This is a genomic window from Caulobacter sp. DMC95 (assembly GCF_056313785.1).
The window spans coordinates 744,405-765,357 of sequence record NZ_JBQUZP010000001.1 but is presented as its reverse complement, the minus strand read 5'-3'; the positions used below and the strand labels follow the sequence as shown (position 1 = coordinate 765,357).

Below are 20,953 nucleotides of genomic sequence, written 5' to 3'. Positions count from 1 at the left end.
AGGACAATATGCGTGGCGATCTCATTATTTCAGGAACGTGAGTGTAGCACTGATGTTGAGTCTTAGTGGGACGAAGAATCCCGGGGCCAATCTCTATTTCAGAATTGGTCAGTTCGGACTTGAAGAGCGGACGATCGATGCGCGGCACGACGTCTACTACTATCCGACTGTGAATGACCGCAAAGAGGCTGGCTATTTTGCCTTTGCGGCCTCGTACAGCGCCGTCGGTGACTTCAACGGCGATGGTCACAACGATCTGGTGCTCGACTGGAGTATCTTTCCCCACACCGCGCCACGCACGAACATGCCGACCCAGCAAACCGTGTATTTCGGCGACGGCGCGGGCGGGCTGCGGCTAGCCACGGCGGCTGAAGTCGAAGCCTTTACGCCGATCCACCTGGGCAATCGCATCGTCGTCGCCGACTTCAACGGCGACGGGATCGACGACATCGCGCGGGCGAGCGAGGGGCTCAACCAACGCGATCCGAGCACGGGTGGTTTTATCACCCGATACGATCCCCTGACGCTCATGCTCTCAGCGCCGGGCGGCAAGCTTGTCAACGCCACCGCCAATATCCAGGGCCAGGAGACAGGTCAGCCCGCAGCCGGCTATGGCGTCGGCCATGATCTGTCCGTCGGTGATTTCGACGGTGACGGCGATAAGGACCTCTTCAGTGGGAAGATCCTCCTGCTCAATGATGGCAAGGGCAAATTCGCCAACGCTTCGGACCTACTCTCGGCGAACTTGAAGCCAAGCCATACCATTCTGACCGCCTCTGCGAGCGCGGACTTCAACAAGGACGGCAAGGACGACCTGTTCGTTGCGTGGCTTGACGGCACGCAGTATCTGGCGCTGTCGAACTGGAACGGCCAGAGCTTTGGCTGGCAGGAAATCCGGCTGCCTGTCGGCTTGTACGGAGCGACAAACACCAAGCCCAACCACGCTCGGGCCGCAGACATCAATGGCGACGGTCTCCCCGACCTGATCATCGGGCAAACGCGTAGTGAACCTTACTACAGCGGAGCCGGCATCCAGGTGCTGATCAACAAGGGCGGCGGTCAGTTCGCTGATGAAAGCGCGTCTCGGATCGACAATTCTTGGCGCGACACGTGGTGGGGCCAAGGGCAAATCGATCTGATGGACGTGGATGCGGACGGCGATGTCGACCTCATCCATGGCACCGATTGGACCTTGCGCACCGATGGCGCGAGCACCGGTGGCTTAGCCGTTGCGCTCAATGACGGGGCTGGAAATTTCCACTGGCTGCCGCAGTCGATCTTCGTTGACGTAAAGCCCTATCAGATCGCCGGGTTCGAAGGACTCGAACAGTACCAACAGCGGCCTCTGCAGCGGCTGTTCCCCATCGACATCAACAAGGACGGCCGGATCGACTTCGTTGGGACGGTGCAGCAGCCCCTAACGGCGTGGCCACAGGTCGAACCGAATGTCTACGCCACCTATACCGTTGTTGGGCAGGCCTCGCTCGGCGGCCCGGAGGCGGCGCTGAAGACGTCGTTTCATAGCATCCTGCGGAAAACCCCGACGGGCGCTGACGCCAGCGCTCTAACCGCCACCGCCGTTAAGGTGCTGGGCGGTCAACTGACCGCCGCCCAGGCCCTGGGCGACATTGTCCAGGCGGCGGGCTCGTCCACCTCGGTGGCGACGCTGGCCTACCAGTTTTTCACAGGCAAGATTCCGAGTCTTGCCGGGGTGGACTATCTGGTCTCGCCGACGGGACCGAACGGCAACAACCTCAACAGCGCCTACTACCAGAGCTTCAATCTGGAGAACCGCTACATCAACTTTGCGGTCAACCTGGGCAAGATCGGTGAGGGTGCGGCCAAGTTCACCGCCGAGTACGGGGCGCTGTCGCTGTTCGAGGCCACTCGCAAGGCCTATGGCGCGATCTTCGGCGGTACGCCCAGCGAGGCCAAGGTCCATGCCCTGATCGACAGCCGCGTCGACTATTTCGCCAGCTATGGCGGCGACGGCGCCAACGGGATCGGAACCAAGGCGGCCATGGTCGGCTGGCTGCTGGCCGAAGCGGAGAAGGCAGATCTTGGCGTGATGGCCCGCACCAACGCCGCCTGGCTCACTGACCTGGCCGACGGAAGCGCGCCGTTCGCCATCGACATCCTCGACCCCGCTAAGGGCTACTATAAGGCCGACTTCATCTTCGGAGGCGGCTGAGCTGGCGCATGTCGATGCGACAGATCAAACCGTGGGTCAAAACACGCCCGGTTTGATCTGGGCTGGCCCGCGCCCCGACCGTGATCCCTCGCCGCAGTAGGCGGCGCAGAGGCCTGCGCCGGTGTCGCGTTCGCGAACCCGGCGATGGTCGGATCTCTGTTGGCCCCTAACCCCGGGGTGACAGAGTCAGCCTTGTCCCTTCACGCCAAATCGCCGCGCTGACCCCGTAAGCGCTAACCAAAGAAAAACCCCCGGCGATCGCTCGCCGGGGGTTTCCCGTGGGTGTGGGTCTACTTTGTCAGCGCTCCGGGGAGCGCTGGGGCCGTCTGGGCTTAGAGAATGCCCAGGCCGGTCACGAAGGCGGCGCTCGTCAGGGTGGTCACGCCCGTGAGGGTGATCACCGTGTCGACGTTACCGTCGTCGTTGAAGTCCATGTACAGCTTGCCGGTCGAGCTATCGAGCACGAAGCCCGTCAGCGTACCGTCGTTGGTCGCGATGTTCTGGATCTGGGTCTGAGCATCCGCCGCATTGGTGGCGATGCCGACCTTGATACCCGTGACGCTGCCGCCGAAGCGGCCCGAGACGTCGATCACGTCGCCCGTACGTTGGACGATGTTGGTGTTGGCGCCCAGCGAAGCGGTGGTTTGAGCCACCGTGTTCGCCGAGAAGTCGGTGATGGTGTCACCAACGGCCAGCAGCGAGTGCGCCGAGTTGCCCAGCTTGTAGCTGTCCTTGCCCGCGCCCAGCGTGATGGTGTCAGCGCCAGCCGACGAGTTGACCACGTCGTTGCCGTCGCCGGCGTTGATCGTGTCCGCACCGCCGGTGCCGGTGACGGTGTCGTCGCCAGCGCCGGTGTTGACCGTCGAAGCCTTAGTGTTGGCCGACAGGTTGATCACGTCGTTACCCATGCCGGTGGTGATCGTCAGGGTCTTCGAGGTGCTGCTGGCGGCCGTGAAGGTCACGGCGGCGGCGGCGGCGGCGCCGGTCGAGCGGGTCGAAACCACGCCCGAGGCGTCCAGCGTCGTCAGGCCGGTCAGGGTCGAGCCGGTGAAGTTAACGCCATGGTTGCCGGTGACCGTCACGGTGGTGGCGGCGGCGGCGACCAGGTTCGGCTTCGAAGCGGCCGACGGATCCGACAGAGTGGTCGTGTCAGCGGTGGTGATGTTGATGGTTTCAACACCGGCCACGACGACCGTGCCGCTGTTCGGGTTCACGACGTTCGACGAGCCGTTGATCTTCAGGTTGACGACGTCGGCGGCGCCGGTGGCGTCAGCCAGGTTGATCGTCAGGGTCGCGGCGTTGCTGTCCGTCATTTCAACCGTGCCGCCAGCGGCCAGGTTGTTGAGGGTCAGGTTGCCGAACGCTTCCGAACCTTGAGCAATGATCAAGCCCGGGTTCGTCGCGGCCACAGCGGCCGAGGTCGAACCCGAGAAGTTCGTCACGTTGGTGCTCGCCGTGCCCGAGACATACTCGGCGAAGGCGTCACCGCCGAAAGCGTTGTTGATGCTGAAGCCCGAGACGAGCGTACCGCCCACAACCGCCGAACCGTAGATGCCGTTGCCCGCAGCGTAGGCGTCCGCGACTTGGGCCGCCGTCAGGTTGCCGCCCGTCGCCGTCACCGAACGACCGCCGACCGTCACCGACTGACCGTCCAGCAGAGCGCCGAAGGTGATCACGCCGTTTTCAGTCACAGCCGCCACGGCGTTGACGCCATCGGTGGTCGAGACCGTCAGGCTGGCGCCCGAGGTGGTGGCGACGCCGATGTTCGACACGTTGCCGAGCGTCGTGCTGGTGAAGGTCACCGACTGACCCGAGGCCGCGCCGGCGGTGTAACCCGACAGGCTGCCCGAAACCACAGCGCCGCCCGAAGTCGTACCGGTGGCGAACGCAGCGGCCACTTGGCTGGCCGTCAGATTGCCCGTAGCGCCTTGGGTGATCGTGCCCAAGGATGCGGTGCCCGCGTTAGCGCCCGTGATGGCGATATCGGTGACGTTCGCATTCTGGGTCGTCGCCGTGTAGGTGACGACCGCGCCCGAGATCGAGGTCGAATAGGCGGCGTTTTGCGAACCGGTGACCACGGCGTTGTTAAACGTCGCGCCAGCCGCAAAAGCGCCCGCGACGTCCGCAGCCGTAGCGCCGCCCGGAGCAACGGTCACCGTAACGCCGTTCACGGTCAGGGTTTGACCCGCCGCCAGCGCCGTGAACGTCACCTGGACCGTCTCGGTCACGCCCGTGCCGGTCACCGTACGACCCGCAACCGTGGTCGATTCACCGCGGAACAGGCCCTGGAACGTCACGGTCGAGACTTCAGCCGTGCCCGTCACCGGCGCCACGCCGTCGACGACCGTGAAGGTCGCAACCGACGGAGCCGAACCCGCAGCGGACGAGACCGTCAGGTTAGCCACGTTGGTGTTGGCGGTGCTCGAGGTGTAGGTGATCACCGAGCCCGACTTGCTCTCGGTGTAACCGGCGATGTCGTAGGCGGCGGCGAAGGCGGTCGCCACGTCAGCCGCGGCCATCGTGACGCCCGAGCTGTTGGTGTAGGTCGCGCCACCGACGGTGACCGACTGACCCGGCTTCAGGTCGACGAACGTGACCGTGGCCACTTCGGTGACGCCGGCGGCGGTGTCGCCACCGCGGGTGACGACATACGAGATGTCATCCAGGTTGGCGAGGTCGACCGTGGCGTTTTCGTCGTCGTTGACGTAGCCGATCGAGACCTTTTCGAAGCCGTCGATGGCGCGCTCGAAGGTCGTGCCGCCCGAAACCGCCGTCGCAACCGCAGCCGAGAACGACAGGGTGTCGACGCCGTCGCCGCCCGAGACGACGTCCTTGACGCCGGTCGACGAGGACGACCAGCTGACCGTCGTGCTGTCGTAGAGGTAGACGAGGTCGTCACCCGCGCCAGCATTGACGGTCAGGGTGTTGCTGCCTGCGCCGCCGATTTCGATGATGTCATCGCCTTCGCCGCTCGAGACCGTGGTCGCGCCCGTGCCCGAGGTGCTGACAAAGACGTAGTCGTCGCCAGCGCCGGTCGTGACCGAGGCCGAGACCGTTTCGTCAGCCGTGGTGGCGACATTGTCGATCACCGTGGCGGTGCTGATCTGGACGTTGTCTGCGCCCGAACCAGTCGTGACCGTGCGAACGTCGCCGTTGGCGTAGAACGCGATGGCGCCGGTGCTCCCCGAGGCGTCGAGCGTACGCAGAACCGTGCCGCCGGTGTTGTTCCAGTTGTTGTCGTAGGCCACGTAAACGTCGACCGACGAGTTGACCGTCAGAGTCGAGACGTTCTTGCCCAGGCCGACATAGAGGTAGGTCTGGTTGGCGCCGTCATCGTTGGTGTCGGCGGTCGAGCCCGTGATCGTCACCGACTTGATGGCGTTCGACGCATCGCCCCAGTCGCCGATGTAGAGGTCGCTGTCGGTGTCGTCGGTGCCGTCGAGGGCCACCGAAACCGAGGTCGCGCCAGCCTTGGCGTAGACATAGAGCTCGTCGCTGGTGTTGCGGAAGCCGGCCGTCTGACCTTCGGCCAGGTTGGTGACGTCCTGCTCGCGACCGATCTGCCACAGCTGCGTCAGAGCGCTGCCGTAGGTCGCGGCGTTGGTCAGGGTCGTGCTCGGGGTCGAGTCCGCGTACAGGTTGACCACTTCGACGTTCTTGATCGTCGCGTTGGTCGGCAGGCTGTTGTTGTTCTTGCCGTTCAGGTACAGGTTCAGCGTGTCAACGCCCGCGCCGCCATCGATGGTGTCGAAGGTGGTCAGGGTGTCGACGGCCGAGTTGGTGCCTTCAGCGAACAGACCCGTGATGGTGTCGTTACCGTCGCCGCCCGTCAGGGTGTCGATGCCGGTGGTCAGCTTCAGAGCCTGCGGCGTGACCGGCGTGGCGTACTTGGTGAACAGGTTGATGCCGGCGGCGTTGTTGGCGGTCAGGTGACCGTCGTCAGCCAGGTCCTTCATCAGGTTGTTCGCGGCGGTCGCGTACGAACCGACGCCAGCGCCGTTGTTGAAGGTGGTGGCGGCGTTCAGGATCGCGCCGACCAGGGCGGCCTTGACGGCCAGGTCGATGTCGGCGGCCGACGGGTTGGCGCCAAGGCCTGCGTTAGCCTTCACGAAGGCGGTGTAGTAGGCGATGGCCGAAGCGCTGGTCAGGAACGACACGGCGTTGGCGACATTGATCCCCGCCGCGGCGGCGGCGGTCGAACCAACGATTTCGTTGTACATCAGGGTGGCGGCGTCGGCGTACGACATAGCGCCGACCTTGGCCGAGAAGGCGGCCTTGGCGGTGGCGTTTTGCATCGCCAGCGACACCGACTGGGCGATGTAGCGGTTTTCGCCGTTGGTGGCGGCTTGCGCGCCCGAGCCGACATAGGCGGCGTTCAGGGCGGCGAGGCCAGCCTCGCTCGGCGCGAAGCCGAGGAAGTATTGGTAGGTCTGGACGCTGACGGCGGTCGTCGTGTCCGAGCCCAGGTCGATCGCGGCCTGCAGAGCGGCGGCGTCGTTGAGAACGGCGGTGGCGTTCTGATTGAAGATACCCTGCAGCGCCGCGGTTTGCGTGGCGGTCGGGGCGGTGCCAGCGTTGGCGTTCGTAAAGTACGACGTCAGCTGGGCAAGCGTGATAGCCATCTGGCTAGTCTCCCAAGATCGATCCCATTTGCGGCAAACTGGCCGCAGCGTTGGTCGATAGTCAAAATTGGACGGCGACACAATGCGCTAAAAGCAGGACGTGTGCTGTTGCAGGCAAAAGGCGCGGATCAGAAGGCTTATGTCTTTGGAAATCGGACTAAAATTCGTACTCGTTTTCGGCGCGTTTTCCTCGGGGCCTCTGGCGTTGAAAATACAACCTGCTTTTGAATTGTACGGATTTAGACGAGTCCATATTCATCTTGCCAAGGAAATATCGCGATTGCTGATCTGCGCAGCTTTGAGCTCCAAGGCGGAACGTTATGCAGGCTGTCTTGGGCGATGATTGCTGGCTATATTTTCACAGATATGATTGTTTGGCTTTTTACTGGCGTATTATGCGTGTATTTTGATGTGTTTTGAACGTTTATACCTCGCTTATGTGCATATTTTTTGAATATGAATGGCGCGATTGTTTTAAAATTCTCGAGTGCTAGACATCGCGATTGCGGGTTGTGAATTTGTCGGTGTGTTTGAATATTTTTTCACGCCGGCCTTCGATTGAATTATCTGAAGTGAATAAATGTCTCGAATTTTAACCCAAAATGGGCGCCGGGTTGCGGTTTTGACTTTGTGTTTTTCGGTTTTGCCTGTGCGTTTTTGCTGCTGTCTTGCGCTGGCTCGCCTCAGAAGCGGGTTAGCTTGATGCGCGCGCTGATGGTCTTGCTGGGGTCCTTGCGGCGTCATGCCGTGCGTTGGGCGCCGCCAAACACGGTCCGGCGATAGCCGCCAGGTTTTGCGTCTGCTCTGACGTCTGACGACCGCTTAGGACTCTATCGGTCTCGCCGCCGTAAAAAGGCGCAGCAGCTCGGCCCGCGCCCCGCTGCCGACCAAGACTCGTTGCGTCGAGCGCGCGCCTGCGCCGTAGCGCAAGGGATGATCTTGAAGCCTTCGGAAGCTGTGGTTGGAGGCCCGGGCCGGAATCGAACCGGCGTGCACGGATTTGCAGTCCGCTGCGTCACCACTCCGCCACCGGGCCATCCGGATCGACGACGCAAATCACGTCGGCGGGGGAGGGGGTTCGATACAGGAGCCTTCTTGGGGCTGCAACTGGCAAATCGCGTGTTGGCTTGTTCGCTTGCCTACCTGCCGCCGCGCCGTGTTTTCGAGGTCCTTCCGGTAGAGTCTCCGTGCCAGTTTAAGCCAAGAGCGCTGGGCGTGTCGCGAAGGTCGGGGAAGGTCGGGGAAGGTCGGGGAAGGTTAGATCGGGGATGCCAGCTTTGCGGCAGTAGAATCGCCGGACGTTGCGAAAGCCGCCGCTACATCGCGGAGCGGCTTTCAATTCGGGATAGAGTTGCAGTTTGACGGGGGCGGCGACGTCCTGGCGGGTCGTGGCCTGCGGCAAGCTGATGATGTCTTCGCCACCCGCCTTCCGCATCATCAAACAGGATGGTTCGCGATCGGCGCGGAGCCGTCTGAGGCCGCTTCCCTCAAACATGGCGGGATTGTCGATAGCGGAGCTCGGCCAAGTTCCTCAAGGCAGCGCGCCACGCATCACGCCTCGGCGTAGTCGAGGCCTTCACGCGCGGCCAGTCGATAGCGGCTGGGATCGAAGACCAGGTTCACGACCGCAAGTCCCGCCAGGAGCGCGGCCAGGCCCGTGGCCAAGGCGAAGCCGTAGGCGGCGTCGCCGAAGCGGTCGCTGATCAGGCCCATCATCCAGGGTGAGATCACCGCGCTAACGCAGGTGAAGAACAGGATCACGCCCGAGACCGAGCCATGCTCGGCCTTGGGGAAGCAGCTGATGCCCTTGGAATTGATCGTCGGATAGAGCACCGACATAAATAGCCCCGAGATCGGCAGGCTGTAGACGGCCACGGCGCGGCCGCCGGCCAAGGCGGCGGCGAAGCATATCAGGATCGCCGCGCTGCAGATCGCCACGACCTGCGTCCAGGCCAGGCGATTCAGGAGCCATGCGCCGAGGAAGCGGCCAGCGGCGCGCAGGACGAAGAACACCGACAGGGCGTAGGCCGCCAAGAACACCGCGGGGCCCTTGTAGTCGGCCAGCAGGGTCGGCATCCAGACATAGATCGCCGTCTCGATCCCGACATAGAGCATGATCGCGAAGCTGAAGGCCAAGGCGTAAGGGTTGCCGAACATGGCCAGTGTCACCCGGGGATCCAGCTTCTGCTGCGCGGCCGGCGGGGTTTTCGGATAGCGAACGTTTAGCGCAGCGATGATCAGCAGCACGCAAAGCCCGCCGGCGATCACATAGAGCCACTTCCACGACGCGCCCTGCGCCAGGAGCGCGGTCACGATGGCCGGTCCGATGATGGCGCCGAGGCCAAAGAAGCCTTCGACCATGTTCATGGTGGCGGTGTGGGCGCGGGTCGAGGACGAGATGTCGCCGATCAGGGCCAGGGCCCCGGTCTTGAAGACCCCGATCGCCAGACCTGACAGGAAGAGCAGGGCGACAAAGAAGCCAAAATCCTTGCCGACCGCGAAGAGGAAGGCTGTGACGGCGAACGCCACAAGCCCCAGGACGATCGTCGCCTTGCGGCCGAGCCGGTCGGCCAGGAAGCCCAGACACACCCCGCCCAGCGCGATGCCGGTCATGCTGGCGTAGTGAAACGATCCGGCCGCAGCCATGCCCAGCTCGAAGGTCTTGATGACATGCGGAATGATCACACCGACCGAGTCGGTGGTCATCGCGAACATCATGAACATCAGATAGGTCAGGATGCGGATCAGGCGCGGATCGCGCGACGCATCCGGGGCGGTCTGGGTCATGGCGTCTGCTCCTGGCGTCGAAGGGCGTGTTGTCGAAGGCCAAGCGCCACCGCGCCGAGCAGGCCCGAGTTTGCGCCAAGGCCCGGGGCTGTGACGAAGGCGTCCATCTGAGTGCGCGTTTCAAGCGGCGCGAGGTAGCCGGCCAGGTGCGTCTGTAGCCGCGTCCGCGTCTGCGTCAGCAACTGGGGATTGCCCCCGACGCCGCCGCCGATGATCACGCGCCGCGGTGAGGCGATCAAGGCGAGGTTGGCGACAAGCTGGGCCAGATAGTCGGCGACAAGCGCCCACACGGGGTCATCGCTCGACAGCGACTCGCCGGGCGCACCGGTTCGCGCAGCTAGGGCTGGCCCGCTGATCAGGCCTTCGAGGCAATCGCCATGGAACGGGCAGGCGCCGGCGAACGAATCCCGGGCCGCGTCCCGCCGGACCAGGATATGGCCGGCCTCGGGATGCAGCAGGCCGTGGGTCGGCGCGCCGTTGGCCACGAGACCCACGCCGACGCCGGTCCCGACCGTGACATAGGCGTAGTCATCCAACCCCTGGGCCGCGCCCCAGAGCCCTTCGGCCAGGGCCGCGCCGTTCACGTCAGTATCGAGGGCCAGCGGTCGATCGAACCGCTTAACAAGGCGTGGGGCCACGTCGGCCTGCGACCAGCCGGGCTTGGGGGTCTTGAGGATGTGACCCCAGTCCGGCGCGGCGGGATCCAGGCGAATGGGACCAAAACTGGCCACGCCGATCGCGTCGAAACGACCCTGCTCGGCGGCGAGGGCGTCCTCGATCCGCGCCAGGGTCTCGGCCGGCGTGGTGGTGGGGATGCGGAGGGGCGGTGACAGGTCATCAGGACCCGATCCGAAGGCGACCATCACCTTGGTGCCGCCCAACTCGATCGCGGCGATCCGGCTCATCGGGCGACCAGCCAGCGGAGGCCGTAGGGCGGCAGGCGGACCCGCCCGCCGGGCGCGGGGCCGTCGTCCAGCACGTCCTCGGCCTCCTGGACGAACGCCGGGGGCAGATCGACCTCTTGAGGCGCGTCGGAGAGGTTCGCGAGACACAGGAACAGCCGTGCGCCCTCGTCACGCACGAAAGCCAGGACCGCCTGCGCCGAGACCGCGATCGGACGGGCTGGGCCGGCTACGCCGAACGCCGCCAGCTCTTGCGCGCGCCGGCTCAGCCTTGCGAAGGCGGCGAACAGCTCGGCCTGCACCGAGCCCGTCTCCTGTCGACGTTCGGCCAGCGACCAGTCCATCTGCGGGCGGTGCAGCCAGCGTCCGTCGCCGGCCCGCAGCGGGTCGTCCTGATAGGCCTCGTCGTTATCGAGCCCGATCTCGTCGCCCATGTAGATCAGCGGCCAGCCGTCCAGCGCGTGGATGATGCCGTACAGGAGGATGAGCCGCCGCGCGCCGAGGCTGCCGCCGTCGAGGTCCAGGGCTAGGCCGGCGAGTGCGGCCGCCATGCCATTGGTCGACGGAACGCCCCCCTCTGCAGTCTGGAAGGCGCGCCCGCGTGAGAAGCTCTCGCCGCAGCCATAGGCGTTCGACCATCGCTGCAGATCGGCAGGCGAGGCGTATCCGGCCAGGGCGTTCCAGATCAGATCATCATGGCAGCGGACATAGTTCAGCCAGGCCCCTTGGGCCGGCTTGCGCGAGGCGACCGCCAGGCAGCGTCGAGCGATGGAAGCATCGCCATCCGCCAGCGCCGCCCAGAGCGCGGTCATGACCACGTTGTTGTACGCGAGGTTGCAGCCCGGCGACGCGCCGCCGAAGAAGGGCAGGACGTCCTCGACGCTTTCGATCGCCTCGGCCAGCAGCACGACGCCCGGCGCTACGATCGACAGGGCCGCGCGCCAGGCCTCGACGATATCGTAGGTCTGCGGAAGGTTGCGGCACGTGGTGCCGGCCTGTTTCCAGAGGAACGGGGCGCTGTCGAGCCGGAACCCTTGGGCGCCCTTGGCCGCCAGGAAGATTAGCACGTCCAGCATCTCGGCGAAGACGGTGGGGTTAGCGTAGTTCAGGTCCCACTGGAACGGATAGAAGGTGGTCCAGACATAGCCGCCCATGTCCGCGTCATAGGTGAAGCTGCCCGGCGCCGTGTCGGGGAACACGTCGATGAGCTCGCGATCGCGGGTGGCCGCGCTCTGGGCGTCCGGTAGCACGATGTAGTAGTCGCGATAGGCGGGATCGCCCGCCCGAGCCTTGACCGCCCAGGCGTGCTCGCGTGCGGTGTGGTTGCAGACGACATCAAGGATCAGCCCCATGTCGCGCTGGCGCAGGTCGCCGGCCAAGGCTTCCAGGTCGTCGATCGTACCCAGGCGCGGATCGACCTTGCGATAGTCGGCGACCGCGAAGCCGCCATCGCTGTCGCCAGGGCGGGGCTCCAGCAGCGGCAAGGGGTGAAGCCAGCGCACGCCCAGCTCGGAGAGGTAGTCCAGCTTGCCGCGAACGCCGTTGAGGTCGCCAGCGAAGCGATCGACGTAAAAGGTGTAGGTGCTCTGACCCGAAGCGTGCAGCCAGGCCGGGTTGACCGCCCGCGCCGCATCGAGCGGCCGCAATGGCTCTGGCCGGGCGTGGGCGGCTTCAAGCAGGCTCTTCTTCAGGCGATCAAGAACCGCAGGGCCGCGCGCATCCTGGCCGTACACTTTCGTAAAGCGGGCTTCGACGATCGGCCACAGCGCCGCGACCCGGGCCTGAACGGCGTCGGTGTGGGAGGTGTGGCTCGAAGCGATGGAAATCATGCCGGGACGCTCGCGAAGGAGTGGCCTCGCCAGGGCGTGGGGCGCGCTCTGGCGAGGCCGAGGCGCCGGCGGGGCAGGAAACCCGCCGGCGATGGGGACTAGAAGCTGTACCGAAGGGTCGCCGTGACGGTGCGGCCGTTGATCGAGCGGGCGCGGATCGCATTGACCGACCCTGCCGTGATCGCGCCTTCTTCGGCCTCGGTCAAACCAACCTTGTTGAAAAGGTTGTTGGCGTTGACCGACAGTGAGAGGGTCTCGGCGAGCTTGTACTCGGCGAAGGCGTTCACCTGGGCGTAGGCCGGGAAGATCAGCTGGTTGTCGTCCTGAGCGTAGGCCTTGGTCGTGCCGATGACGCTGGCGCCGATCGTGGCCTTGTCGCTGATCGTCCAGGTCGGGGCGAACTGATAGACCCACTTGGCCTGGCGGCGCGGGGTGTTGCCGACGACCGCCGGGGTCAGGGCGTCCTTGTCGATCACGGCGTCCGTATAGGTGGCGCCGCCGGTGACAGAGATATCGCCGATCCGGTAGCTGGCCTCCAGTTCGATGCCCTTGGCCTTGTAGGTGCGGTCGAAGAACTTCTGGCTGGTGGCCTCGAAGTTCTGCTCCTGGGTGCGGGCCCAGAAAGCGGTGGCGAACAAGCCAAAGCCGTTGCGGCGGTACTTAACGCCACCCTCGACCTGGTCGACCATGTCGACGGCGTCTTCCTTGGACACCGTGCCGTCGGCCCGGACCTTGCCGAACAGCAGACGGTCGGCGTTGGCGCGACCGCCGCGGCTGACGCGGGCGAAGGCCGCCACGTCGGGGTTGAACTGGTAGTTCGCGCCCAGCGACCAGGAGGTGTAGCCCCAGTCATAGTTGACCGGCGAGGCGTTGGCGTTGTCGATGACCGACACGCTTTGCTCGACGTTCTGGATCACGCCGTCGCCATTGACGTCCCGCGTGGCCTGCTTGGCGCCGGCGTAAAGCCCGCGCGCCTTGCCTTCGTCGCGACGGAGGCTGGCGTCGACGCTCAGCGCGCCGATGCGGCTCGACAGGCTCAGATAGGGCGCGTCGATGTCGTAGGTGACGTCATAGCGGCGGGTGCAGCAGTTGCCCCACAGCGGCACCCCGTAGGCGGCCAGACCCGTCTGGGTCAGCTTGGTTCCGGCGCTGTTGTAGACGTCCAGCAAAGCGGCGTTGTCGCCCTTAACTTCCGAGACGAAGGTGTTCCAAAGCCAGTCCATGGCGATCGTCTGGCGGGACTTGTAGTAGCCCACCGTGAGGTCGATCACCGCACCGCCCGTGTCGAAGCTGCGCGACAGCTTCAGATCGTTCATGGCGTTGCCGAAGTCGTTGATCTCGACGTCGAACATGTGGACCCGCATCGCCAGACCGTTGCCGTTCAGGCTGGCCGGCGAGGTGATCGTCTGGCCGGCGCTGGGGCCGTTGGCGTAGCGCAGGGTCGCGCCGGCGCCGCCGATCGACGTCGCCAAGGCCTGGGCCGACAACACCTCGGCGGGGAAGGGCGCGACGAAGCGGCCCGAGGTCTTGGCGACCTTGAAGCGGTCCTCGATCTTCCAGCCGCCGACGTCGAACTTCGCCTCGGCGCCGAACTGCAGGGTGTCTGGGTGCATGCCGTCGGCGACCTTGCTGATCCGGCGGTTGCCGTCGCCGTCCAGACCGGGGTTGCTGGTCAGGTAGACGGACTGCAGATCGTCGCGACCAATGTTGTAGCCGGGGAACGAGCCGATGTCGGGATCGCTGTTCGAGCCCGTCACGCGGGTCGGCATCGGAAGGTAGCCGACGGCGCGATCGTTCAGGTATTTGACGTTCAGCCGGACGAAGCCGTTCTCGAAGTCCTTGGTCAGGTTGGCCTTGATCTGGCCGCCCTTCTCAGAGGTGTAACCGGACTTCCGAGCGCCTTCACCCTCGCGGTAAAAGCCGCCGACGTGGAAGCGCAGGGTGTCGCTGAGGGGCGCGCCATAGTCGAAATCCAGGCGGGTGTGGTCGTAGCCGAGGCCCTTGGTCAGGGCGATCTCGCCGCCCTCGACCTCACCGGTCTTGCTGATGAAGTTGATCACGCCGCCGGGGGAGTTCGAGGCGAAGGTCGAGGACGAACCGCCCCGTACCGACTCGATGCGCGAGACGCTCTGGTCGGCGCGCAGGAAGATGTCGGCGTTGCCGAACGCGATGTCGCCGAACTCCATGACCGGCAGGCCGTCTTCCTGCAGCTGCAGGAACTTTGCGCCGCCCGAGGCCACGGGCAGGCCGCGCACGGCGATGTTGGCGTTGCCGTCTCCGCCGGTCGCTTCCGACCGCACGCCGGGCAGGCCCCGGAAAATTTCAGCGGTCGAGCGCGGGGCCTGAGCCAGGATCTGGTCGGCCGACAGCGCGCTGACGGAAATGGACGAGTTCATCTTGGTCGCGCCATCGCGCGAGGCGGTGATGACGACCGAGTCGAGCTCCAGGACGTCTTGATCGTTGCTCCTGCTGGCTTGCTGAGCGTGAGCCGCCATCGGCAGCATCGCGAGCACAGCCACGCTCACGAGCAGGCGAGACTTTTGCCGGTTCATATCTTCCTCCTCAGGCGCCCCCGCTTCTTTTGGTGGAGGCTTCGAGCGTGAGATTGGAATGAGCGCAAACGATTGCGAAGATGAAAAATCGAAACGAACTGATATTCGCAATCGATTGCGCTAATTTGGCAACAGTTACGCTTCCGGGACTGAGGTGCCGCGAACGACCAGTTCGGGCGCCATGAAGATCGACTCTGTCGGCGCGCCGGATATCCGGCGGAAAAGAAGATCCACCATGGCGCGCGCGCCCTCGGCCAGATCCTGACGAACCGTTGTGAGAGGCGGGGCGCTATAGCGCGCCAAGCTGATGTCGTCGAAACCGACCACGGCGACATCGGTCGGGACCGATCGGCCCGCAGCGTTCAAGGTGTTGATCGCCGTGACCGCGATCAGGTCGGACGCCGCCAGAACGCCGTCGAAGGCCGCGCCGCTGTCGATCAGCGCGCGCACAGAGGGCTCGGCCGACTCCACCGTGAAGTGGGCCGGAGCGCTCAGTTCTGGCGATGGGCTAAGACCCGCCTCGCTCAGAGCTTGGAGATAGCCTTCTCGCCGCAGTTCAACCTCGGGGGCGCCGGGCGGACCGAGAAAGGCGATCCGTTGTCGCCCCTGGGCGATCAGGTGCTGGGTGGCCAGCCGTGCGCCGGCGACATTGTCTGAGCCCACAGTGCAGTAGCGGCGTCCGGGGGTGTCGCCGCCCCACACGACTAGTGGTCGATAGCTGTCAGCCAGCGCATTCAGCGCGTCATGCTGGTCGCTTTGACCGATGATCAGCAGGCCATCAGAGCGGTGGGACTGCACGATTCGCCGCAACCAATCGGCGCGGGGCGCCACGACCTTGTTGAGCAGCACCTCATAGCCTCGGCCGGTGATCTCATCGGCGAGACGGCCGATCATCTCCAGAAAGAATGGATCGCTGATCAGCTGATCGCGCTCATGACCCAGAGGGACGATCAGGCCGATCGTGTGGGTCTTCTGGAGCCGCAAGCTCCGCGCCGACTGGTTGATCACATAGCCGTGCGTACGGGCGAGCTCACTGATCTGATCGCGCAGCGGCTGGGGTATGGAGGGATTCCCCGCCAGGGCGCGTGAGACCGTCGAGGTCGACACCCCCGCCAGCCTGGCGATATCCGCCATCTTCAGGCGGGCCTGCTGGGGCTCGATAGGGGGGCGACTCATGCCGCCCAGCTTAGTTCAAGCCGTCGCTGCGACAACGGCCGGCTTGGGGGAGGTGGTGACGCCTTGACCCGCTCCCGCGCGTCCTCCAGTCGTAGCCGTCCCCACCTCAAGCGCTCTAGAGAGTAACCCCGTGCCGCTAGACGCCCCGCCAACTCCGGTCCCCGTCGTTGTTGTAGAAGCGCCCCGGTTGCCGCCGCTTGCTGGACAGGAGGCGTTCTCGACCGCGCGCTATGACGCTCAGGCGCTCGGCGCCGCGGCGAGGCTCGACAAGGTGCTGAAGACAACGCCGGGTGTGTCGCTGTTCCGAAGGACGGGCAGCGACGCCGCCAATCCAACGATCCAGGGCCTCTCGCTGCGTGGCGTGGCGCCCTCGGGCGCTGGCCGGGCCTTGGTCACGCTGGATGGCGCGCCGCAGAACGATCCGTTCGGCGGGTGGGTGATCTGGACCGCCTTGCCGGGCGAGGGCCTTTCCGGCGCGGCCATCGTGCGCGGCGCGGGCGCTGGTCCCTACGGCGCAGGCGCGCTGACGGGCGTCGTGGCTCTGCGCGAGCGGGCGGCTGGCGGCGGGCTTTCCAGTCTCACAGCCCAGGTCGGCGTTCGCGACAGCTGGCGTGGCGCCGCGACTTTCGGGATGGATCATCTGTTACTGACCGCCAGCAGCTCGCGCACCGACGGATACTCTCCGGTTCGCGGTGAGCGACGCGGCGCGGCTGATACGCCTACGACCTTGGACGATCGGTCTGTCGCCGTCAGGGTCCAGGGGGAGAGTGACGCCATGCGCTGGGCGATCCGCGCGGGCGTGTTCCAGGAGCGGCGGGACGCGGGCCTTGCGGGAGCGCGTTCGAACGCCACGGGCGGATCCCTGGCCGTCACCGTGGCCAGTGAGACTTGGCGGGTTCAAGCCTGGGCGCGACGTAGCGATCTGGAGAACACCTCCGTCGCCGTTGCGGCCGGCCGGATCTCGACCACGCCCGCCAACGACCAGTTTTCGACTCCGGCCATAGGGTATGGGCTCAACGCCGCCTGGCAGGGGCGAGAGGGTGACTGGAGCTGGGAGCTGGGCGGCGACGTCCGCGCCGCCGAAGGTCGTGTCAATGAACGCTTCCGCTATCAGTCCGGCGCTTTCACCCGACTACGCCAAGCCGGCGGCCGCACGCTGGTGGGCGGCCTTTACGGCGAGGCCGCACTGGCGAGCGAAGACCGCGCATTCATCCTCGGCGCCCGCCTGGATGGCTGGCGTTCCTACGCCGGCGTGCGGCGCGAGCGCGACGCGCTGACCGGATTGGCGACCCTTGATGCGACGATTGCGGACGCTTCGGGCGCTACGCCCACCGCCCGCGCCGGGTTTCGCCAGCGGCTCCAAGGCAAGACTTGGTGGCGCGCGGCGGCCTATGCCGGTTTCCGGCCTCCGACCTTGAACGAACTGCACCGTCCCTTCCGGGTCGGCAATGACGTTACCGAGGCCAATGCGGCGCTGAAGCCGGAAACCCTCTACGGCGCGGAGGCCGGCCTGACGGGCGAGGGCGCCCTGAAATGGAACCTGGCGGTCTTCTACAATCAGGTGCGTGATCCGGTGACGAATGTGACCGTAGGCGTCGGGCCCGGTAGTTTCCCGGTCGCCGGCTTCATCCCGGCGGGCGGGGTGCTACGCCAGCGGCGCAATGTTGGCGAGATCAACGCCTACGGTCTTGAGGGCGATGTCGCGGTTCAACTGTCCCCGGCCTGGACCGCGCGCGCCGCCGCGTCCTGGACCCACGCGCGTGTCGACGGCGCGAACGCTGCGGGGCAGTTGACTGGCAAGCGCCCCGCTCAGGCTCCAGCCTGGGCGGTGACCGCCGGCGCAGGCTGGCGTCCAATCGAGCGGCTGAGCGTCGATATCGACCTGCGGTACGAGGGCATGCGCTATGAAGACGACCTCAACCTGCGCCGCCTGAAGGCTGGCGCGGGGCTGGACGCACGGGTCGGTTGGAGGCTTTCGCCCGCGAGCGAAGTCTACGTCGCCGCCGACAACTTGTTGAACCATCACCTGGCCGTTGGCCAGACGGCGGACGGCGTGACCAGCTTCGCCGCGCCGCGTATGGTGTCCGTAGGTTTCGCCTTGCGCCGATAGGCGATCGCTCCCGTGTCGTTCTCTCGACACAGGAACGACACGCGCAAGCCACCCGTTGTCACCCTGCCAACCGATCCACGGTGCGGCCAATCGAAAAAGGGACGACGACCATGGGTGAGACCCCGAACAATCAAGACCGCATGCCGCAACAGGCGAACGAAGCCCAACGTCAGCAGGCGGGTCAGCAAAATCAGCAGGGCGAGACGCGTCAGCCGCAGCAGCAGCAGGACGACCGTCAGCAGACCCAGCCCGGTCAGCAAAACCAGCAGGCCGACCGCGAGCGCCGCGGCGACCAAGGCGCCGAACGGACCGCCGAAGACAATCTGAACGACGGCGTGGCCGGTGGCGTGGACACTGGATCGATCGAACCCGGTCGCACCGGCGACGGCGGCGCTGAACGCTAAGCGTCGTCAAATCGGGCCGGTCACAGAGGCCGGCCCTTTTCTCCCCAGAGAATCTAGGAGTGCTCACCTTGCACGGCGGCGAACGTCTTTCTCGTTTGGGCGCTTTCAACGCTCAATTTCCTGACGCCGAAGCGTTGCACCGCGCGCTGGCCCACTGGAACCATTCGCGCCTGGCGCCGGCCGCTCCAAGCCACGAATGGCGACGCGATCTGGAGTGCGAGCATCGAATGCGTGAGGCGGAAGGCGCGTTCATCGAGGCGTTTCGCAGTCACATTGCGCCGCTTGTCGAACATGTTCCGACCGACGCTGAGCAGTTTGTGGCGTGGTTCGAGGCCTTGAAAGATCATGGTCCCGGTCAGTGGGATCCGCTGTTCGATTGGCTGGAGAGCCAGGCCTCGCTCGAGGACTTGAAGTGGTTCCTGACGCAGGAGGCCGCCGGAGAAGCGGGTTTTGACGACCTTGTGGCCATGACCCAGGTGAAGGCGCCGGATCGTGCGAAGCTCGAACTGGCGCGTAACTACTGGGACGAAATGGGGCGGGGCAGTTCGCGCGGAATGCACGGACCGATGCTGACGCGAACCACGGCGATGCTGGGCCTCACACCGACGATCGATGCGACCCTCTGGCAATCGCTGTGCCTGGCCAACACCATGACTGCGTTTGCGACCACACGGCGCTACGTCTGGCAGTCGATCGGCGCCTTGGGCGTGGTGGAGCTGACCGCGCCGACGCGCGTGGCGTGCGTCGACGCCGGCTTGAAACGGGTGGGCGTCGCGCCCGAGGCGCGCAAGTACTTCGCGCTGCATGCCCAGCTCGACATCGAGCATTCCAAGGCTTGGAACGCCGAGGCGCTGGTTCCACTCGTGGAGGAAGATTCGTCCCGCGCACGCTTCATCGCAGAGGGCGCGGTGATGCGCCTGATCTGCGGCGAGCAGTGCTTCGACACCTATCGCGCCCATCTCTGGGCTCACACCCACCCGCTGGTCTACGCCGCCGAGTAGCGCTGGCGCTCACTAAGCGGCCGCCGTGCGTCCGCTTCGGAGTAGCGCCTTACAGCGATCGGAGCAGGTCTTCACGTTATCCCAGTCCCGCGCCCACTTGCGGCGCCACGAGAAGGGGCGACCGCAGGCGGCGCAGGTCTTGTTGGGCGTGGTGGCCTTCGGGCGTTTGGCGGCTTTCACAACGGACCCTCTGGGGAGGCGAGGCTTCAAATGAGCTCGTGATACGCGGCCAGTCTGCGACCGGACGTGGAAGCGGGGCGTCTCAAACCTGCGGAACCGTTCCTTGGGGCCTGGCTTCCGCAAGAAAGTGCGGAGCGACGTGATGCCCAAGGACACTGCTTTCGAGAGGTCGGTCGATGCGACCTTGGCCTATGTGAACGACGATGACCCCGGCGTCCGTCGATCGTTGGGCTCCGATGGCTGGCGATACTTCGACTCTCAAGGAAAGCGTCTGGAGGATCCCGATACCTTGGCGCGGATCCAGGCATTGGCGGTTCCGCCGGCCTGGACCGAGGTATGGATCTGCCCGGCTGCGAATGGTCATATCCAGGCGACGGGGCGCGACGCCAGGGGGCGCAAGCAGTATCGCTACCATCAGGCCTGGCGCCGTGATCGGGACGGGATGAAATTCGAGCGCATGATCGCGTTCGGCCGCGCGTTGCCTCGCCTCCGCGCACGGATCGAGAAGGACCTGACGCGGCGTGGACTTTCGCGCGAGAAGGTCATCGCCGCTGTCGTGCGATTGATGGAACTGACTCTAATCCGGGTTGGAAACGAGGCCTATGTCAGGGAAAACAAGAGCTTCGGTCTGACGACCTTGCGGGATCGGCACGCCGCTCTGACAGGCGTGGGCGGCACGTTCGAGTTCAAGGGCAAGAGCGGCAAGACGCATAAAACCGGGTTTCGCGACCGCCGCTTGGCGCGGATCGTGAAGGCCTGCCAGGACATTCCCGGTCAGCGCCTCTTCCAGTATTTCGACGCGGAGGGAGCGCGGCGCTCGGTCGAGTCCGCCGATGTGAACGCCTACATAAGAGAGACGATGGGGCGTGATTTCTCCGCCAAGGACTTTCGCACCTGGGCGGGCACCTTGGGCGCGGCCCGCGCGCTGTGCCAGCGCCCCCGCGCCGCCAGCACGGCCGAAGCCAAGCGGAACGTCGCGGCCTGTGTGAAGGCCGTAGCGGGCGTCCTGGGCAACACCGCCGCTGTGTGCCGCGGCTCCTACATTCATCCCTTGGTGCTGGAGGCCTATGAGCAAGGCGCCTTGCCGCTGAAGCCTGGTCGCTCTGCGCGCGCCTTCGAGCTGGCCGTGATCCGTTTTCTAGAGGCTGCGCAGGCCTCGTGCGACGGGAACGCCGGCCGCAGACTTTCCGTTTGATCCC

12 protein-coding genes and 1 tRNA gene are annotated in these 20,953 nt (G+C 65.4%); 5 read left to right on the top strand and 8 right to left on the bottom strand.

Annotated features, from left to right (window positions below; genetic code table 11):
• Window positions 1–52: 52 nt before the first annotated feature.
• On the top strand, window positions 53–2,191 hold the full coding sequence (locus ACT53N_RS03650; protein WP_476062676.1) for an FG-GAP-like repeat-containing protein: 2,139 nt from the start codon (window positions 53–55) through the stop codon (window positions 2,189–2,191).
• 332 nt (window positions 2,192–2,523) lie between these two features.
• Here the strand turns inward: ACT53N_RS03650 and ACT53N_RS03645 are convergent, their stop codons facing one another.
• The 7 genes from ACT53N_RS03645 to ACT53N_RS03615 all read right to left on the bottom strand — a co-directional run bounded on the left by ACT53N_RS03645 (window position 2,524) and on the right by ACT53N_RS03615 (window position 16,059).
• Window positions 2,524–6,813, bottom strand: a complete 4,290-nt coding sequence (locus tag ACT53N_RS03645) for a beta strand repeat-containing protein (protein ID WP_476062597.1) — start codon at window positions 6,811–6,813, stop codon at window positions 2,524–2,526.
• A 962-nt stretch (window positions 6,814–7,775) separates the two neighbouring features.
• Window positions 7,776–7,849, bottom strand: a tRNA-Cys gene (locus tag ACT53N_RS03640).
• A gap of 515 nt (window positions 7,850–8,364) precedes the next feature.
• Window positions 8,365–9,600: an MFS transporter gene (locus tag ACT53N_RS03635; protein WP_476062596.1), complete on the bottom strand. Its 1,236-nt coding sequence runs from the start codon at window positions 9,598–9,600 to the stop codon at window positions 8,365–8,367.
• The gene (locus ACT53N_RS03630; RefSeq protein WP_476062675.1) at window positions 9,597–10,520 is read right to left on the bottom strand and encodes an ROK family protein; all 924 of its coding nucleotides are present in this window, start codon (window positions 10,518–10,520) and stop codon (window positions 9,597–9,599) included. The genes ACT53N_RS03635 and ACT53N_RS03630 overlap by 4 nt, the downstream gene beginning before the upstream one ends.
• Entirely contained in the window at window positions 10,502–12,331 is a 1,830-nt protein-coding gene (locus tag ACT53N_RS03625; RefSeq protein ID WP_476062595.1) for an alpha-amylase family glycosyl hydrolase, read from the bottom strand. Before ACT53N_RS03625 ends, ACT53N_RS03630 begins: the two co-directional genes overlap by 19 nt.
• A 98-nt stretch (window positions 12,332–12,429) precedes the next feature.
• Window positions 12,430–14,883 (bottom strand): TonB-dependent siderophore receptor, encoded by a 2,454-nt coding sequence (locus ACT53N_RS03620; protein WP_476062594.1) that lies wholly within the window; start codon window positions 14,881–14,883, stop codon window positions 12,430–12,432.
• Window positions 14,884–15,018: 135 nt separating this feature from the next.
• Window positions 15,019–16,059, bottom strand: coding sequence for a LacI family DNA-binding transcriptional regulator (locus ACT53N_RS03615; protein WP_476062593.1), 1,041 nt, complete (start codon window positions 16,057–16,059; stop codon window positions 15,019–15,021).
• A 130-nt stretch (window positions 16,060–16,189) separates the two neighbouring features.
• On the opposite strand from ACT53N_RS03615, the gene ACT53N_RS03610 reads away from it, so the two are divergent.
• The 3 genes from ACT53N_RS03610 (at window position 16,190) to ACT53N_RS03600 (ending at window position 19,574) form a co-directional block, all read left to right on the top strand.
• A complete protein-coding gene (locus tag ACT53N_RS03610) occupies window positions 16,190–18,169 on the top strand; it encodes a TonB-dependent receptor (protein WP_476062592.1) in 1,980 nt (659 codons plus the stop codon).
• A gap of 110 nt (window positions 18,170–18,279) precedes the next feature.
• Complete coding sequence (locus ACT53N_RS03605; protein WP_476062591.1) at window positions 18,280–18,573, top strand: hypothetical protein; 294 nt, start codon at window positions 18,280–18,282, stop codon at window positions 18,571–18,573.
• A gap of 227 nt (window positions 18,574–18,800) precedes the next feature.
• The gene (locus ACT53N_RS03600; RefSeq protein WP_476062590.1) at window positions 18,801–19,574 is read left to right on the top strand and encodes an iron-containing redox enzyme family protein; all 774 of its coding nucleotides are present in this window, start codon (window positions 18,801–18,803) and stop codon (window positions 19,572–19,574) included.
• A 12-nt stretch (window positions 19,575–19,586) separates the two neighbouring features.
• On the opposite strand, the gene ACT53N_RS03595 is transcribed toward ACT53N_RS03600, so the two are convergent.
• Window positions 19,587–19,754 (bottom strand): DUF2256 domain-containing protein, encoded by a 168-nt coding sequence (locus tag ACT53N_RS03595; protein ID WP_476062589.1) that lies wholly within the window; start codon window positions 19,752–19,754, stop codon window positions 19,587–19,589.
• Between the two features lie 142 nt (window positions 19,755–19,896).
• Here ACT53N_RS03595 and ACT53N_RS03590 point away from each other — a divergent pair, with 142 nt between their 5' ends.
• Window positions 19,897–20,949, top strand: a complete 1,053-nt coding sequence (locus ACT53N_RS03590; RefSeq protein ID WP_476062588.1) for a DNA topoisomerase IB — start codon at window positions 19,897–19,899, stop codon at window positions 20,947–20,949.
• Window positions 20,950–20,953: the final 4 nt, after the last annotated feature.